This window comes from Dyadobacter chenwenxiniae, from assembly GCF_022869785.1.
Taxonomy (GTDB): domain Bacteria; phylum Bacteroidota; class Bacteroidia; order Cytophagales; family Spirosomataceae; genus Dyadobacter; species Dyadobacter chenwenxiniae.
This window is the reverse complement of sequence record NZ_CP094997.1, coordinates 3327382-3343842: the sequence shown is the minus strand read 5'-3', so window position 1 is coordinate 3343842 and position 16461 is coordinate 3327382. Positions and strand designations below refer to the sequence as shown.

Below are 16461 nucleotides of genomic sequence, written 5' to 3'. Positions count from 1 at the left end.
CAGTTGCTTTGTTATTTACTTAATGCAAAGAAAAGTGGATAATAGATCTATAAATATGCGGTTAAAAGGTAATAATATCGGGAATCGCGGAAAAATCTCTCGCATACCGGAATATGGTCTTGCCGAGCCCGGATCGAAAGGCATTGTGGTCCGGAGATTGAGTCCGGATACCAGGGTCACCGGAAGCCATAGTGTTGCCTTGCCCCATCGGGACAAGCACTACATGTTGCTGATCATTGAGGAAGGAAAGCTGACAGGCAGCATAGATTTGGAGAAGCTCGACTTGGAGGGGCCATTTGTGCTGCTCGTATTTCCCGGACAGATACACCTGCTCACGCAGGTATCTCCACTTAAAGGATGGGTCATTGACTTTGATCCCACGGTGATTGATCAATCACAACAAAACGAACTGGATATCTATTTTCAAAGGCCTGTAAAAATCGATCAGCTTCCAACAGATGCAGGTTACCGGCAAATTGAAAAATTGCTGACGGTGATAGCGGAACAGTCTTTGCAGCGCGGGTTAGCGGGCAAAGCGATGGTCGCCCTATTTTCGGGTATGCTGTATATTTTGAGTAGCATCGCTTCTTCCGTGGCAGAGCAGAGCAAACACAAGAAAAACAGGCCACAGCTTATCAAACAACAGTTTTTGGCGCTGCTCGCCGAACATTATCGGGATTGGAAAAAGCCGTCCCAGTATGCACAGGAATTGTCCATTTCAACTGCCCATCTCAACGACATGCTCAAACAATTGACAGGTAGCACGGCAACAACCATCATTCAGGACCATTGTATGCTGGAAGCACAGCGTTTATTGCGGTATACCGATATTTCTATTAAAGAGATCAGTTACCAAATTGGATACACCAACCCGAGCCATTTCATCGCGATATTCTCCGCACGGCTCCGTACTACTCCCTTGCAATACCGGATCAAGTACGCCAACAGTCGATAGTTGAAAAGCATTATTTTTCCAAGGTAATATGATCCACCTTTATGTAAACGCGAAAAGACTTGTTGCTACTTACTTCTAAGCAGCGTCCGACAAACTTTAAATTCACCCCACTTGCTTAAAATTAATTTTGTGTTTCGGGATTTGACCAGAATCATAAGTTGCAAGCATTACACAGCGCCGCTCAGGATGGCATTGGGTGAAAATACGCAAAAAGAGCTGGCACTGGCTAGCGAAAAGTAAAGGATAGCCCAACCATTTGGGCTACAAAAATCTCCACATCTGCTACAAACGCCAGCCGTGCGCCGCAGAAATTTGTCTCTCGAAAATTAACAAGCAAGACAAATGACAAAGACTATTTTTATTATTGGTGCTTCAACAAGTATCGGAAGGGCTACGGCCAAATTGTTTGCGGCCAAGGGCTGGAAAGTGATCGCGACCATGCGCAAACCTGAAAATGAAACAGAACTCAATGTGCGGGATAATGTAACGGTGCTGCCCCTCGACGTGACCAACGCGACGCAAATCCGCGAAACCACCCAACAGACGCTGGCTTTGGGCGATATCGATCTGGTATTTAACAATGCCGGTTATGAATTGTTCGGCGCATTGGAGGCGATGACCGACGAACAGCTGGTACATCAAATGGAAACCAATTTTTTCGGTGTCGTGCGGGTGACGCAGGCATTCATTCCGTATTTCCGTGAGCGGAAAGCAGGGCTTTTTATCACTACCGGCTCGTCGGCAGGGCTGATGACTTTCCCGGTGAGCTCGATGTAATCTTTCGGACGAGCTGCACGTTTCGCCCCGCTACCTGGGCGACATGCTCCGCGCACTGACCGGCCAGAATACGCAGCAGCACATTCACAATAAACTCATCGAAAAAGCAAAGGAAGTGTTGACATTCAGTGATATGACAGTAGGTGAATTAATTAGCTCATGCAGCGCAGCCTGAACTGCCAGGCTGTACGATTGGCTTTTTGATCCGTTGTATTTGGCCAATACTTTCAGGATCAGCGGCATGTAAATGAATTTTCTGTCGTTTTCGTAATGCTCCGGAAATGGTGATTAAAATGAAATATAGCCTTAGTAACAAACTATGCTATAACAGCGGTGTGGACGCCATGATAGTACAGATTAATCTTTTGTGGCACATGTTAAATTGTACTATGTTAAATAAGAAAACACAGAACGTTGGGAGAGGGGTTTAGTGAAAGTTCTTGGGATAGTACAAGGTGTACGGACTTTTGCGTTAATACCAAAACCTAACCTGTAGACGAGCTAATGAGGAACAAGTTACAACTGCTGTTTTTGGGTCAACAAAATGATCAAAAAATATGAGTAGGGAACTTTGCATATAAGTGTCGTGTATATTATAGTTGCGACTATTAAATTATATGCATGATGAGAAAATTAGAATTTGCATCTCTTCAAGTGAGGGATCTTGAAGTCTCGAAAGAATTTTACACTACAAAACTGGGTTTTGAGCAGGCGGGAATCCCCAACCCACAAGCCTGTGTTTTTAGCTACAACAAGGGTGAAGCAAGTTTTGCTATCAGAACCCCAATCAGTGACCTCGAAGGAAAGGAACTGGGCACCGGTGTCTCAGTATGGTTTGCAATTGATGAGGAAATAGAGGATTTGCAGGCGCAGCTATCAGCAAAAAGCGTGACCCTGTTAGGGCCGATTCAGGATACACCTTTCGGAAAGATACTCATTGCTAAAGACCCCGACGGATACAACATCACCTTTCTGAAGGCAGCCGAATCCATATGAGCGGGGATACGAAATACTGGATCATCGTGGCATCAAAAGATCATGTCAAAAGTGCGCTTGTGCAGGGTATTGCCCAAACCTGCCATGGAAAGGCATCACCCTTGAAGAGGATGCGTAAAGATGATTTCATGATTTATTATTCCGGAAAACAGACATTGGGAAGACCCGCGGCGTGCCAGGAATTTACGGGTATAGGAAAGGTTATGGACGAGCAAATTTATCAGCTCCAGGTGTCCGAGGATTTCTGCCCGTCTAGACGTAATATTAAATTTTTGCCCGGTAGAGATGTTTCTATTTTACCGTTAATTTCCAGACTGAACTTTATTAAAGACAAGAAAAACTGGGGTTACCCGTTCCGTTTTGGTCTCTTGGAGATCGATCGTCAGGACTTTGAATTAATTTCTTCACAGATGCTACAAGAAGACTATGCCGAAGAGAATTGAATTTCATTTCAAAAAACCCGAAGACAGCCCTGGATATCTTTTGGGACAATTGACCATGTTATGGCAAAGGAAGCAAAGGCGTGTCTTGGATCCTTTAGACCTGACCCATACTCAGTTTGTACTGCTTTGTGCGTTAGCCTGGTTATCGAGGGAAAGTGATCAGGTTACACAGGTTGATATAGCCAATCAGGGCAATGCAGACACGATGATGGTGTCAAAGGTACTCAGGACCTTGGAAGAGAAGAAATTCATCACCCGTCAGGAGCACCCGACAGATACCAGAGCAAAGACGATCAAGTTGACGTCGGAGGGTGAGGCCGTACTGCAAAAAGCCATTATCTGTGTAGAAACTGCCGATTTGGAGTTTTTTCAAAGGTTGGGGACAGATCTGACGGATTTTAATTCAACGATCGTGGCACTTATTGAGCAGAATAAGCCCGGATAGTCATCTATTATGGTCGTGTTGATCATCAAGTTTTCTTCCAAATGTTTCAATTCTTTGGAAAGCTCCCGATTGGTGATCTAGGGAATTGAATTCGCAATATCGTTGAAACGTTTGTAAAGGATTAAACCTTAATTGTATAAGTACTGAACTAAAAATCGCAGATAATGTTTGATATATCAAACATTGATTATGATCTTATGAAAGAATTCGTTTTAGATGATTCTATTGGGTACAACTTTAACATTGTAGCTAATTTGCTTAAACGTGAACTGAATGAGCAATTAAGGCGTGAGAATATTGATGTCATGGCAGAGCAATGGGCGCTGCTATTCAGGTTACACGAACGAGGAAGCATGAATCAGCAAGACCTGGCTGTGGCAACGTCAAGAGACAATGCAAGTATCACCAGATCATTGATCGTTCTGGAAAAAAAACAGCTTATTCAACGCCAGTTTGGGCAGGATCGTCGGAATCATTACTTATCCCTGACGCCAGCGGGCGAAGAACTAGTCCCTCGATTGATTGCATGTGCCAAAAAGGGCTTGGATCGGGCTACACGTGGAATGGAACCAGAGGAATTGGCAGTTCTTAATAAACTCACGCTGAAAATTGCGGCTAATCTAAAAAACTAAAATTTACATTATTAATTGATATATCAAACATTATTATCATGAAACGCAAAACCACATCTTCAATTCATGCCATAGCTGGCATATCAGCCTTTTTATTGATCCTAATTTTCTTCCTCGCCTCGTTGGCCTGTGAATTATCCGGCAATCTTGCTTGGTTAATCCAGCTCAAAAAGATCATATTCTTCACCATGTGGGCGATGGTAATATTAGTGCCTGCCGCTGCCTTAACCGGAAACAAACTAGCAGGAAAGTCAAAAGATGCGCGGGTAGAAAAAAAACGGGGAAGAATGCGTTGGATAGCCCTTAATGGAGTGATTTTGCTGTCTCTGGCTTCCTTCCTTTTTTACAAGGCGTGTAACGACGAAATAGATTCATTATTCTTTGCTGCCCAAGTCGCTGAATTGATTGTTGGAGCTACAAACATACTGCTATTGGGCTTGATGATACGGGACGGATTCCGGTTAACCCGTCGCTTCAAGGCAACACCTGCAATCGGATCATAAACGAATTTAGAAATCGACTCAAATAGGGCAGTCGGCATCTAACGCTGCTTTACCAAATCCAACGTTTATTTTAGAATCTTTTGCTACTACTCTTACGTTCCAGGGTTTTGTGAAAATAAGGGAGCAAACAATTACCGGGATCATTGGGTAAGTGTATACCGAAAGCCAATAGAGTGGCCGCAGTCTGGAGTTGTTCGGCGACTTTAATACTAATCGACCACTCATACTAAGCCAATTTTGCATATTGTTTGCGCTTTTGAACAAATGCTGCTCAAAGACACGAGAAAAATGACTCAGGTTCTCAAAGTCCAGCCGAAAACCTGCCGAAAAAATCGGCGCAGTTTGCTTTCGCTCATCCCCGTCACTGAGGCCAGATGAGGTATGCTCGGCATAACACTACTCTAAGCGACTAAATTTCAGACGTGTTGCAACGTTGTGCAACATCTTTGACAAAAAAGTGTCTCTTATTTGAATCAATAGTACACCGCTTGGTCGACATATCATTGATTCAAATTGTTTATTTAACTACATAAAAAATGAGGGTTACAGTTGGGGGCACTAGGATTAACTTTATTGTACTCGTTGAGTTTCTATTTTTTTTTAGTGCAAATCTCAGTTTGGGGCAGGGACAAAACCTGCAAAAGAAATATGAACCGGAAAAGCTAAAGAGTGATATTGATTCCCTGGTTAAATTTATAGAAGATACCCATCCCGATCCTTATTTTCGGTATCCAAAAGATTCCTTTTACAGAGACATGTCTAATGTTAAACGCCAGATAAACGAGCCTTTATCAACTTTGTTATTTTACCAGCTTATAGAACCTGTCATCGTTAAGCTTGAAGATGGGCATACGGATTTAGCCATGCCATTATCCGAATTCTATGACCTATACCCCAATCCGTTCAAGATACCGGTCAAGTTAAAGTTCTCACCAATAAAGCCTTATATCTCTTATCAGGGACCTATCCTGCCCGATCTGGACATACCCATTCCGGTAAATGGGGAAATCTTGTCAATTAACAACATCTCATCAGAAGACCTGATCAATGGCATCATCAAAATGACCTCTGGGGAAAGTCGGGATTTTCGCCTTGCCTTTGGAAGCTCATTTCTTCAATTTCATTTGAAACAGCTTTATAATATAGATAGCAGCTACACCATTACTTATGCTTCGGAGCAGGGAGTGAAGGAAATAGCACTTGCTGGTATTAGGGAAATGGACTTTAATAAGCGCAGGCCAAAGGAAATTAATGCAGCACCCAGTCAGGCGCCTTATAGTTTGAAACTGATGGATAGTCTGAATACTGCCCTCATCGACTTTCGCAGCTTTGAAGACAAGCCTTCATTTCTACGTTTTGCTGATTCGACCTTTTCATTGCTTAAAGAGCGGGGAGTCGACAAACTCATCATTGATTTAAGATCCAACCTGGGGGGAGATTCTGAAATTGGTGACGAATTTTTACAATATTTTATCAAATCCGACTTCACCCAATACACCAAAGTGGTCACAAAGTATAGCCAGCTGCAAAAAGAAAGGTATAAGAACAATGCAAATACTGATACGAAATCCAGTGCCTACAAAGCAATAATGCGAAAAAAAAATGGCAGCATCGAAGTAGAAGACTGCAAGCTTATAAGGAAAAAGGATTTGTTAAACAGGTTTGATGGTAAGCTTATCGTGTTGACAAGTCCCTTTACGTTTTCATCTGCTGCTGATTTTGCCCAGGCTATTCATCATTACAAACTCGGAACATTAGTGGGACAGGAAACTGGTGGATTGATTGTAAGCTTCGGAGACATCATTACCACGCATCTACCCATGACAAGTATGGAGCTAACCATATCACATAATTTATATTTCAACATTGGAGCTAAAAAATCAGATTTCAATGGCGTAATCCCAGACCATCATGTAGCGTATCGGGATGCTTTAAACTTTGCGCTAAATCTAATGACAACCGAAAAATCATTAAAGAATAATTAATGCCAGTGACTTGTAGCAGATAACGTTGGTTGAGCAGCTCCTCGTTGGCCAGGATCACAATGATGAGTAACATCTCAATCTGTTGTTGATCCTTCGAACTTCCTGAATGCATATAAGGCGGTTGTTTCACATGATATAAGGAAAACGTCTCTGTGTTAGATCCAGGGTCATACATACAATAAAAGCCTTCAAGACGGTAAGGAATCATTTACCAATTCCTCATATTTACAAAGGCAGAAGGTCCGCAGCACTTTCGCATTTGTTAGTTTATCGGCGTCGGTAAAATACAGTGGTTTTTCTGTACTCTTGAACGTCTGTGTTTTCCTTCCCATTTTGTGAATTTCAACATTATTTTGCGCAGATATTTCAGAATTGAATTGCATACAATTTTATGCATTCCACTTTAATAGCTGGTCTTCTTCGATTTCACAACCCGTCATCTATCTCATTAGGATCGATCAACGCTAATAAGTCGGGGAGCTTTTCCCATTAATATGAAGTCAGGGAATCTACTATAAATTGTAGATAAGTTCTTGGTAAAGGGAGGTAGAACAACATTTGCTTCCCAGCCTTCTGGAATTTTGCGGAAAGTCTCGCTGGCTTTTTGAATAAATTGATCCCAGCCAGGAAGATCCTCGCTGATGGACAATAGTTTATCTCTGTATACGATATCCATGTCGATCCTATCAATGGTAAACAGATCTCGTTTGAAAACGCTTATTTGTGAAATGTCTTTCCACATTATATCTATTGAAATGTTTTCATAGGAAACCGTAAAGCCGCTTGGGTTATATTGAAACACTCCGTGCGCCTTTTGTACTGATTCTATGCTTAATGGCCTACTTAAATCCGAAAACAGTTAAGGGTTTGTAGAGCATGATTTTTGAAACTTAGGCCGCTTTCTGATATTTTTTGACACCATTCTTTTTAATCCAATTCGATAAAGTCGCTTCAGTAACCCGATAACGGTCGGCAATGTACTTCTGACTTGACCCACTGAGCAGCAACGCCTCGATCTCCGGTCTATACTGATCAAGTTTGCTTTTACCTGGGCCAGAAGGTCTGCCAAGTTTTATACCTGATAACTTTTTAGCAGCGAGTGACTCTTTCGTCCGTTTGCTGATCAGGTCTCTTTTAATTTCGGAAGCCATCGCAAAAACCATGGCCATCACTTTGCCCTATTGCTAAATATTCTTACGGCTTCAGCTGCATCCAGTTCACAGGTATGCATCAAATCAATTCTATCTCGCTGTAAGCCTGCCATTTCAAAATAGCGTATTCGGAACCAGAATACCCGTCAAGTGAACTGACATGGGGGTGGAAACCATGCCGACCTTTACTGCACCAAATGCGATGCCTCTGGATGGTCAATATGGTAAAATAATCCAACCTTGGAGCGCGCAGGCGGCAAAAGGAAATATCAAAAAATTCAACCATTAATTAATATTACTACATGAGCTCAGACATCACCGACAACAGCAGCATGACTCGCGCGGAGCGCGCATTTCGGCAGCACCTTGCGTTGTTCACTAACCCCGCTATGACTGCTGAAGCCTATGCGAATTTGATTACGGAGGACGTGGTGCACGAGTATCCATATGCACCCGCCCCTTTCGCTAATCGGGTGGAAGGGCGCGACGCCGTGACGGCACACTTGGTAAACGTAACCCGCCTTGTTTCCAACTGGAGCTTTACGAACTTGACTTTTTCGGCCAGCTTTGACCCAAATACGTTGTTTGTAGAGTTCGAAGGCGGTGGCTTAGTGACGGCTACCGGCAAGACCTACCACCAGGTATACAACGCACGCCTGACCATGCGAGGCGAGCAAATCGCCCATTACCGCGAATTTTTTAATCCAAGTCGGATTCTTGAAGACTTCTTTCCGAGTCGCTCCGCAGAAAGAATCATTAAGCAACATACAGCGTCAGACCGCCTCAACTATTTCCACCATGTTGGTATCACCGTGCGCAACCTGGAAGCAACGATCGCCTGGTATGAGAAGCATCTCGGCTTCAAGAGATTGACTGACTTTGGCTTTCCGGGAGCGAGCGTGGCGTTCATCGGACGTGGCGATCTCAGGCTTGAGTTCTTTCAGATTGAGAACGCCATGCCGATGGAGGACGGACGGAAAGAGGCTGAATCAAACCTAAGCTTTGGAGGAATAAATCACTTTGCGATTTTTGTGGATGACCTCGACAACATTCTTATGGAGTTGATGGCCAAGGGAGTTGAGCAAGCATTTACACTCAACGTCGTACCCGATGGTAGCGGAGACCGCTATACGTTCATTAGAGACAATGAAGACATGCTTATTGAGTTGTATCAGCCAGGCCCGGAGTCCGGTCTAAGGCTACAGTCGTCGATGGACCCGATTTGATCCAGAGCCCTTCGCGGGGCTTTGCTACCTATCTAAGAAGTCTTGATTTACAGGGGCCTCTGTTGTTTATAGGCTAGTGGGGTCTGTCCCGTCTGACGCCGGAAGAATTTGCCAAAGGCCGACGCATCGCTGAAGCCCAACTCTTCGGCGACCTGCATTATACTCCGATCGGTCTGCCAGAGCAGGTGGCGGGCTTCACGTAGCACCTGGCTATCAATCCATTCTCCTGCCGTTTTGCCCGTGGTTGCCTTCAAGGTTTCGCTTAAATACTTACTGGTAACACAAAGCAAACTAGCATAGTCGGCTACTCGGCGACAATGCGGGTCAGGCTGCGCTACGAGCAGCTGGAAACGGGTCACCAAGTCTATCTGGCGTGGCGGAGCTTCTGCAAGAGTCATGCGCTGCTCATAACTGTCGGCGGCTACGAGCAGTAGGATGGTAACGTAGCTACGCACAATGTCGGCCTGGTGTTGGCTCGGCCGCTTGAGGGTTTGCCGGACTTGCTCTAGCAGCTGCCCCACCTGTGCTACCTCGGCCGCTGATAGAGACAGCACCCGCGTGGCTTGGGCACTAAAGAAGGCGAATTGCCGCAGTCGCGTCGGATCCGTATAAGGCGCCGAGAAAAAGGTTTCGGTAAAAAACAGGGCTTCGGTGTAATAGTCGGCCGATTGCTGCTGCCAGTGGCGCAACGCCTCAGGCCCCAGAAGCATTAGTGAACCGGGAGCTACGTGGTAGTAATCCCGGTTTACTTTTAACTCCACGGTGCCCGCCCGGCACAGGCCTACGGCGTAGAACGTGGTACGGTAAGGAATATTGGTTAATTTGTGGCCAGGTGGACTCACCGTCAAGTGATAGTCCTCCGAAAGCAGTGCCTGTGAAGAATGTCCCTTCAGGACTTCGGCAATGGCAAACTTGGGAATTGCATCAGGCATAAGGTGATACGCTTTTTGATCCGGTGTAAAGAAATATAAACTCCATTTGTGTGATCCTGTTTCTCGATTGCTTTTAATCCAAAGACTAGCTTGTTGTTGTTTGCCAGGAATTTTCTTTGAAACAAAGTGGGACAGACTAAAATTTCACTTGTCTAGAATTAAATGGGAGGGAATACTCGGTTCGTTCCATTTTTTGTAGGAACTCTATCTCAGCCGAACATCCTGTTAAACTTAACTATTAAATCGCGTGCTGCTTCCATAGTGTTATTTCAATAATTTTAAATCACATTTTTACTCTAAATCTTAAATTTTGGCCACATCTCAACTTATAGAATATTTCAAACAATATTTTCCGCTTGCTGAAAAAGAGCGGGCTGAAATAACTCGATTATTTGTTGAAAAGCAGGTGAAACGTCGCCATTTCATACTGCATCAGGGAGATGTGTGCCAATACTATACCTTCGTCGTTTCGGGATGTTTTAAGATGTACCATGTAGACCAGAAGGGCGTGGAGCACAACCTGCAATTTGTTGCCGAGAATGGCCGGCCGGCGGACCGGTGGATTGCCGATTTAAATAGCTTTTATTCAGAAAAGCCAAGCCTGATGTATATTGAGGCTATTGAGCCATCCGTCATCCTTCAAATTAAGAAGCCAGATCTTCTTTATCTATTTATCAACCATCATAAATTCGACCGTAATTTCCGCATTATCACTGAGCAGAAATATATCGAGTTGCAAATCAGGGTTTTAGAAAATATCAGCTCTACCGGAGAGCAACGTTACCAGTCGTTTCTGGCCCGGTACCCTCATTTGCTTAACCGTCTTCCCAATTCCCAGATTGCTTCTTACCTGGGCATCACCCCTGAATTTTTAAGTAAAATCCGAAAGTCAATCGTTTCCAGGGAAAAATCTTAACATAGTTTAAGGGTTTTTCTTGCAGTTGTTTATGAGTCTGTTTCAATGTTTGGCCACAACTTTGCATAGCATTCAATTATATACTCTCTTCACCTTCAATGGAGTGAATGATTGCATGGAAGATGATATGCCCGATGGTTTTGCAACGATCCGCGGCGCGCAGCAAATTCACAAGAAAGCCGAACGTTTCTTTCAAACCCAAACCTTGAAAGCTGAGTTTTTGCTTAAAAATCTGGCCGTGGAAAGTGATTTTGCATTTGCTGAAAGCATCGCAACAGTGACAACTGAAAACACCCAAGGTCAATCCATCGCCGTAAAAACGAGGGATTTCTTTGTAGTGCGAAGAGAGGCGGAAGACTGCAAGATTTTCCGGTATATTTTTAACAAGATCTGAATTAGGCGCCCACACGCCTAAAATCTAAATGACCAATATGAAAGCAGCGGTAATTTACACGGCAGGAGGACCAGAACAGTTGACAATTGAAGATAGAGCCGTGCCCCAGGCTGGCCTGGATCAGGTACTTGTGAAAGTAAAGGCTTTCGGGCTAAACCGTTCTGAGCTGATGACCCGCAAAGGCTACTCCCCCGGAGTGGTCTTCCCCAGGATATTGGGCATTGAATGTGTGGGTGAAATTGTTAGCGACCCCAGCGGAAAATGGCAGCCCGGGCAGCAAGTGGCTGCTTGTATGGGTGGAATGGGCAGAGATTATGATGGGAGTTACGCAGAATATGCTGTCCTACCCAATTCCATCATCTATCCGTTTACCAGTAAGCTTCCCTGGGACGTACTCGGGGCAATCCCTGAAATGTTCCAGACCGTTTATGGCTCTTTGCACCTAGCGCTGCGCATACAAAAGGGTGAAAGCATCCTGGTTCGTGGTGGTACATCATCCATTGGACTCTTAGCCATTCAGATGGCCAGCCATGAAGGCCTGAATGTCATTGCAACGAGTCGCAGTGAAGAAAAAAAGCAGTTTTTGCTCGAAAAAGGCGCAGAAGCTGTGCTGATTGATAATGGCAACCTGAAAGCACAGGTTGATAAGCTTTATCCAGAGGGAATCGACAAAATATTGGAACTGGTCGGGGCCAATACGTTAAAGGATTCGCTTTCCTGCGCGAAACCAGGAGGAAGCGTGTGTATGACCGGCATGCTTTCTGAAATTTGGAGCATTAAAGATTTTGCTCCAATGGACTACATTCCTGCCACTGTAAACCTGACTGTGTTTGACAGCGGACAGATAAAAATCGAAGTGGATGCCTTTCAGGAGTTTATATCGATGGTAGAAAACGGCGAAATAGAATTAAGTATCGGCGGTGTATTTAAGCTCGGCGATATTGCCAGAGCGCACAAGCTGATGGATAGCAACAAGGCAAGCGGAAAAATTGTAATAACCACCGATTGAAACCACGAGTTTTTATGCAACAAAATGTTCAAGAAGCGCTTTTCCCAACCGAATCTGTGAAAGGCACATCTTATGTGGATGTGATAGAAGGCCGACGGTAGGCCCAATCAACGACTAGGCGTCAAGATCGACATTTCGGTTTCGTTGACAATTCAGGGGGAGCTGGCCCGGCAAGGCGAAATTATGGACCGGGCCTTACAATTTATAAAGCAGACTGCCCGCTAAGGACTCTCATAAATCCGTACGAATGCCAGGCGCTAGTTTAGGTATTTCTTACAAAGCCGCAGCTTATGAAGCTGCCACTGGAATGAATAACTATTTTTCCGCTCTAATCTTGAGTGACGACAACCATTTATTAAGCGATGCATCGAGACCTGTCTGGAATTTATCCGTCATTAAACTAACTAGCCACCCTTGCATGCTTTCTCTGACATCAACCCTTGTATTTCCATTTGGAAGTCCTGTAAAAGTCCAGGTATGGATCGCAAAGCAGCCGAATGCAGGTCCGGACCAGGCGATTTTTGAATAAGGTTCAGCTATTTTGATAGTAGAATGAATTCGTAGACCGTTAGACTTCCAGGTAAATGAGTTGCCAGACTTAAAAGCTCCTTTTAAAACGGGGCTTTTATTATCGCTTTCCCAGGTTTCCCATTTATTAACTTCGCTCATTATTGTCCAAGTTTTTTTTGCGCTTGCATGAACAATTATCGATTTTACCGATTGCACCGGGGCTTCGGTATTATAAACTAAAGCCCCATTGGGGTAAGAACTGAAAACCTCTAATCCAGCTATCAGTAAAATGACAGCAACCAGGAGTACAATTGCGATATTTAAAATTTTTCTTGCCATTTATTTACATCTGTCCAATTCCTCCGTCCAGTACAATTTCTCCTGCTAACATAAAAGATGAATCATCACTTGCCAGGTATAAAAAGCCTTTTGCCATTTCATCAATAGTACCCAACCGTTTTAAAGGCACTCCGCTGGCAAGATATTGTTTGATTCCATTTACATTTTCCTGAGGCATTCCTAATCTGTCAAAAATAGGTGTTTCAATAGGTCCCGGAGAAAGAACATTGACTCGTATGTTTCGCTCTAACAGGTCAGCAGAAAAACCGCGGGCTAAAGAGCGTATAGCAGCTTTTGTTGCACCATAGACCGAAGCGGTTGCCGCTCCACTTTCACTTGAAACCGAAGATGTCATTACAACAGATGCACCGTCATTTAAAAATGGTAAGGCCTTTTGAACTGAGAAGAAAGCTCCTTTAAAATTAATATCAACGAGTTCATCAAATAGTTCTTCGGTAAAATCAGCCAACGGAAGACCTTTATAAACTCCTGCGTTAACAATTAATACATCAAATTTACCATGCCTGGCAGCAATTTCAGCATAAGCATTAACAATGCTTTTTAAGTTTAATACATCGGCTCTAACGCCTATTGCATTGTTTCCTATTTCTGAAACGGCTTTTTTTAAGGTTGCTTCATTGCGACCAGTTATTGCTACTTTGGCTCCTTCTGTGGCAAATAATTTTGCGGTGGCTAAACCCATGCCACTATTACCACCCGTAATAACAGCTACTTTGTTTTTTAATTTTTCCATTCCGATTTTTAGTCAATTGTCATTTGTCAAAACTGACAATGCAAAAGTGAGTTGATTCTTAAAATTTAAAAATCAACTAGAAGAAGAAAAGAAGTGAAACTGGATTAACTTTTTATGAGGTTTTTTTGATTCCGTATTTTTGACAGGAATTGGGTTGTAATGCCCAAATAGGAAGCTAATGCGTACTGTGGAACGCGTTGTACCAATTCTGGATGGCTTTCAATAAAAAGATCATAGCGCTCTTTTGCTGACTTGGTGAGATTTGTAACTATTCTTCTCTGCATAAACGCTGTTGCAAGTTCAGCCTTATATCTGAAGAATGTTTCAAATTTATGATTGAGTGCCTTTAATGTTTGTTCATCCTCAAAACTAATTTGCAAAAGAATACAATCCTCCAGGGCAACAACAAACATACTTGCAGGTTGTTGATGTATGTAGCTGTCGTAATCTGAAATCCACCAATCTTCTACAGCAAATTGAATCGTGTGATCTTTACCTTCGTCTCCAACAACATAAGCTCTCAAAGCACCTTTAATTACAAAATATCTGCACTTTGGAACAAAGTCAGGCTGAACAATAAACTGTCTTTTCTTTATTCTGATTTCTTTGAATCTGCTTGTAAATTCAATTTTTTCCTTCTCGGTCAAACGAACAAATTTCTCTACGTAAGAAGCTATTTTTTCCTGGCTGGTCATTTTAATGTAAAAATTAAAAAATACTATGGGTTAAATTAACTTCTCACAGTCGTTAACGGCACTGGTAATGGCCTGGTTAAATATGAGCACAAGCGTGTCACCCAGTTGGTTGTAAATAAATAACGCCTGATCTCACATAGCTCCCCGAAAAAACGAAATCAGCGCAAAAACACTCCAAAGCAAAATATACAACGCAGATATAAGATTAACTTCTAAACTTGTCTTTACACGACCAAACACCAAAGTGGTGATTTGGTCAGATGTCGGCCAAGGAGATCCAGCCTGTTTATTCTTTCGATAAAACATCATAATCTATACAGTCGAAAGCCATAGGGCGTACAAAAGAATACCTGCCAAAACTGCCATCTGGTAAAGTGCTAAGTGGGTTCGCTAAGTTACAAGTTGAGTGCGAAATTCCTTGTCCCAACTCCTATATAGTTGCCTATAAATCAATGGTAGTGGTTAGTATTATTCCCTTTGATAAGAGTATAACCCGCTCAAAATTCACTAAACTACTTATTATTGCTCTTCAACTCACTATTCTTAATTAACTCCATTGCTTTTTTCATATCTAGATCCACGTGCCCTGCAACTGATTTGGGTGTATTTATAATTGGGTAGTCCGGTTGTAATCCACGACCATAAATAGGGTTAGGCGAAGAAGAAACAAATTACAACCAAGGGAATTGCAGAATAAGCTTTGAGTTAGGCAGAGTGAGCTTATTATTTGTTCCACCACCGCAGCCAGACTCGGTTCCTCCTGTTTCTCTGCCAACAAAAACCGCATTTTTGCAATATGCTTTAAGGGCGGCAGCAAAATTTGAGCCATTAGAGATCGTTCCTCCGTCAATCAATACATAGACTTTCCCCCGAAAACGCTTTGTATCTGCAACAGGCTGGATGTCTATTAATTTCCACATTTCTGGTAAAAAATCAAATTCATATTCATCAGCACCAACTCGGTTGCCTGGTCTGTCGAAAGTAACAAGGTAACTTCCAGGGGACAAGAAAGACATAAATTCCGATTCGGTCATTGGCCGGCAAATCAACTTGAATGACCGGTCAAATATTGAGTCCAGGCTATCTTTCGGTGTATACAAATACAGGCTTGGGTGAATTTCTTCAAGAGCTTGCCGCATAATCCGAAAATCGGAGCGTAGGGCTGTAACCGGTATTTATCATCTCTTGATGGCTGAACCAGCAAGAGACATGGAGCTAAAAAAGTTGAAATTAAGGTAGATATACTTTTTAACATCCTCATTATAGTATTTCATTAGGGTATACAAATAGGTTTCTCTGTAAATGGGGCAACTGAATTCCGGAATTGAACTATTGGCTCTGGACAAAGGGATGCTACCAGAACAGGGCATTTGGGTATAATACTAAAATATTAAAGTTCCGCCAGTGGCAACCCCTGGATGAAATCTGGCTTTCACCGTGGCTACTCAATAAAGGCATGGAACATGACAACGAACCGATATTACTTCAAGAAGTTTGTTTGAAGCTCGGACAGGAAAATTTTTCAAGGTAGCTCAATTTGTCGTTCAAGCTAGTTTCCTATTTTCGTCTGTTTCCCATCAACTTTTGTTCATAATTTATTTCATATGTTACGATTTTCAGCTTTAACCAAAACATTCAAACGAAAAAATATGTGTCACGTCAACACTTCACTACATTTGTTTACATTTGTATAAAAAGTTGTCAAATTCTTTGTCTAAATTAGGGTTGAGGTATGATTTGGATTGACAATCTGTATAGTAGAAGTGAAAGGCATATGCTTTTGAATAAAATACCTAAAA

The 16461-nt window shown here is 42.9% G+C and carries 19 protein-coding genes and 1 pseudogene; 13 read left to right on the top strand and 7 right to left on the bottom strand.

Annotation, left to right across the window (positions count from 1 at the left end):
* Positions 1 to 55: 55 nt before the first annotated feature.
* The 9 genes and pseudogenes from MUK70_RS14295 to MUK70_RS14255 all read left to right on the top strand — a co-directional run bounded on the left by MUK70_RS14295 (position 56) and on the right by MUK70_RS14255 (position 6736).
* Positions 56 to 955, top strand: a complete 900-nt coding sequence (locus tag MUK70_RS14295) for a helix-turn-helix domain-containing protein (protein WP_234653135.1) — start codon at positions 56 to 58, stop codon at positions 953 to 955.
* A gap of 342 nt (positions 956 to 1297) precedes the next feature.
* Positions 1298 to 1732: an SDR family NAD(P)-dependent oxidoreductase gene (locus MUK70_RS14290; protein ID WP_234653133.1), complete on the top strand. Its 435-nt coding sequence runs from the start codon at positions 1298 to 1300 to the stop codon at positions 1730 to 1732.
* Between the two features lies 1 nt (position 1733).
* Positions 1734 to 1883, top strand: a pseudogene (locus MUK70_RS14285) (helix-turn-helix domain-containing protein); the annotation flags it as partial.
* Positions 1884 to 2353: 470 nt separating this feature from the next.
* Positions 2354 to 2728: a VOC family protein gene (locus tag MUK70_RS14280; protein ID WP_234653131.1), complete on the top strand. Its 375-nt coding sequence runs from the start codon at positions 2354 to 2356 to the stop codon at positions 2726 to 2728.
* A complete protein-coding gene (locus MUK70_RS14275) occupies positions 2725 to 3171 on the top strand; it encodes an EVE domain-containing protein (RefSeq protein WP_234653129.1) in 447 nt (148 codons plus the stop codon). The genes MUK70_RS14280 and MUK70_RS14275 overlap by 4 nt, the downstream gene beginning before the upstream one ends.
* Positions 3155 to 3616 carry a MarR family winged helix-turn-helix transcriptional regulator gene (locus tag MUK70_RS14270; RefSeq protein ID WP_234653127.1) on the top strand — a complete coding sequence of 154 codons (462 nt, stop codon included), beginning with the start codon at positions 3155 to 3157 and terminating at the stop codon, positions 3614 to 3616. Before MUK70_RS14275 ends, MUK70_RS14270 begins: the two co-directional genes overlap by 17 nt.
* Positions 3617 to 3780: 164 nt before the next feature.
* Positions 3781 to 4248, top strand: a complete 468-nt coding sequence (locus MUK70_RS14265) for a MarR family winged helix-turn-helix transcriptional regulator (RefSeq protein ID WP_234653125.1) — start codon at positions 3781 to 3783, stop codon at positions 4246 to 4248.
* A gap of 38 nt (positions 4249 to 4286) precedes the next feature.
* Positions 4287 to 4751, top strand: coding sequence for a hypothetical protein (locus MUK70_RS14260; RefSeq protein ID WP_234653122.1), 465 nt, complete (start codon positions 4287 to 4289; stop codon positions 4749 to 4751).
* Positions 4752 to 5287: 536 nt separating this feature from the next.
* Positions 5288 to 6736 carry a S41 family peptidase gene (locus MUK70_RS14255; RefSeq protein WP_234653121.1) on the top strand — a complete coding sequence of 483 codons (1449 nt, stop codon included), beginning with the start codon at positions 5288 to 5290 and terminating at the stop codon, positions 6734 to 6736.
* Between the two features lie 448 nt (positions 6737 to 7184).
* On the opposite strand, the gene MUK70_RS14250 is transcribed toward MUK70_RS14255, so the two are convergent.
* Together MUK70_RS14250 and MUK70_RS14245 are read right to left on the bottom strand one after the other, a co-directional pair.
* A complete protein-coding gene (locus MUK70_RS14250) occupies positions 7185 to 7538 on the bottom strand; it encodes a hypothetical protein (RefSeq protein ID WP_234653119.1) in 354 nt (117 codons plus the stop codon).
* Positions 7539 to 7626: 88 nt separating this feature from the next.
* Positions 7627 to 7905, bottom strand: a complete 279-nt coding sequence (locus tag MUK70_RS14245; RefSeq protein ID WP_234653117.1) for a hypothetical protein — start codon at positions 7903 to 7905, stop codon at positions 7627 to 7629.
* Positions 7906 to 8189: 284 nt separating this feature from the next.
* On the opposite strand from MUK70_RS14245, the gene MUK70_RS14240 reads away from it, so the two are divergent.
* Complete coding sequence (locus MUK70_RS14240) at positions 8190 to 9113, top strand: VOC family protein (protein WP_234653115.1); 924 nt, start codon at positions 8190 to 8192, stop codon at positions 9111 to 9113.
* A gap of 47 nt (positions 9114 to 9160) precedes the next feature.
* Here the strand turns inward: MUK70_RS14240 and MUK70_RS14235 are convergent, their stop codons facing one another.
* Complete coding sequence (locus MUK70_RS14235) at positions 9161 to 10045, bottom strand: helix-turn-helix domain-containing protein (protein WP_234653113.1); 885 nt, start codon at positions 10043 to 10045, stop codon at positions 9161 to 9163.
* A gap of 310 nt (positions 10046 to 10355) precedes the next feature.
* Between MUK70_RS14235 and MUK70_RS14230 the strand changes: the two genes are divergently transcribed.
* The 3 genes from MUK70_RS14230 to MUK70_RS14220 all read left to right on the top strand — a co-directional run bounded on the left by MUK70_RS14230 (position 10356) and on the right by MUK70_RS14220 (position 12364).
* Complete coding sequence (locus tag MUK70_RS14230; protein WP_234653111.1) at positions 10356 to 10961, top strand: Crp/Fnr family transcriptional regulator; 606 nt, start codon at positions 10356 to 10358, stop codon at positions 10959 to 10961.
* A gap of 103 nt (positions 10962 to 11064) precedes the next feature.
* A complete protein-coding gene (locus tag MUK70_RS14225; protein WP_234653109.1) occupies positions 11065 to 11355 on the top strand; it encodes a hypothetical protein in 291 nt (96 codons plus the stop codon).
* A gap of 37 nt (positions 11356 to 11392) precedes the next feature.
* On the top strand, positions 11393 to 12364 hold the full coding sequence (locus MUK70_RS14220) for a zinc-binding alcohol dehydrogenase family protein (RefSeq protein WP_234653107.1): 972 nt from the start codon (positions 11393 to 11395) through the stop codon (positions 12362 to 12364).
* A 315-nt stretch (positions 12365 to 12679) separates the two neighbouring features.
* Here the strand turns inward: MUK70_RS14220 and MUK70_RS14215 are convergent, their stop codons facing one another.
* The 4 genes from MUK70_RS14215 to MUK70_RS14200 all read right to left on the bottom strand — a co-directional run bounded on the left by MUK70_RS14215 (position 12680) and on the right by MUK70_RS14200 (position 15696).
* Positions 12680 to 13213: an SRPBCC family protein gene (locus tag MUK70_RS14215; RefSeq protein ID WP_234653105.1), complete on the bottom strand. Its 534-nt coding sequence runs from the start codon at positions 13211 to 13213 to the stop codon at positions 12680 to 12682.
* Positions 13214 to 13217: 4 nt separating this feature from the next.
* A complete protein-coding gene (locus MUK70_RS14210; RefSeq protein WP_234653103.1) occupies positions 13218 to 13967 on the bottom strand; it encodes an SDR family oxidoreductase in 750 nt (249 codons plus the stop codon).
* Between the two features lie 104 nt (positions 13968 to 14071).
* On the bottom strand, positions 14072 to 14662 hold the full coding sequence (locus tag MUK70_RS14205) for a Crp/Fnr family transcriptional regulator (protein ID WP_234653101.1): 591 nt from the start codon (positions 14660 to 14662) through the stop codon (positions 14072 to 14074).
* Positions 14663 to 15333: 671 nt separating this feature from the next.
* A complete protein-coding gene (locus tag MUK70_RS14200) occupies positions 15334 to 15696 on the bottom strand; it encodes a S41 family peptidase (protein WP_234653099.1) in 363 nt (120 codons plus the stop codon).
* Positions 15697 to 16461 lie beyond the last annotated feature (765 nt).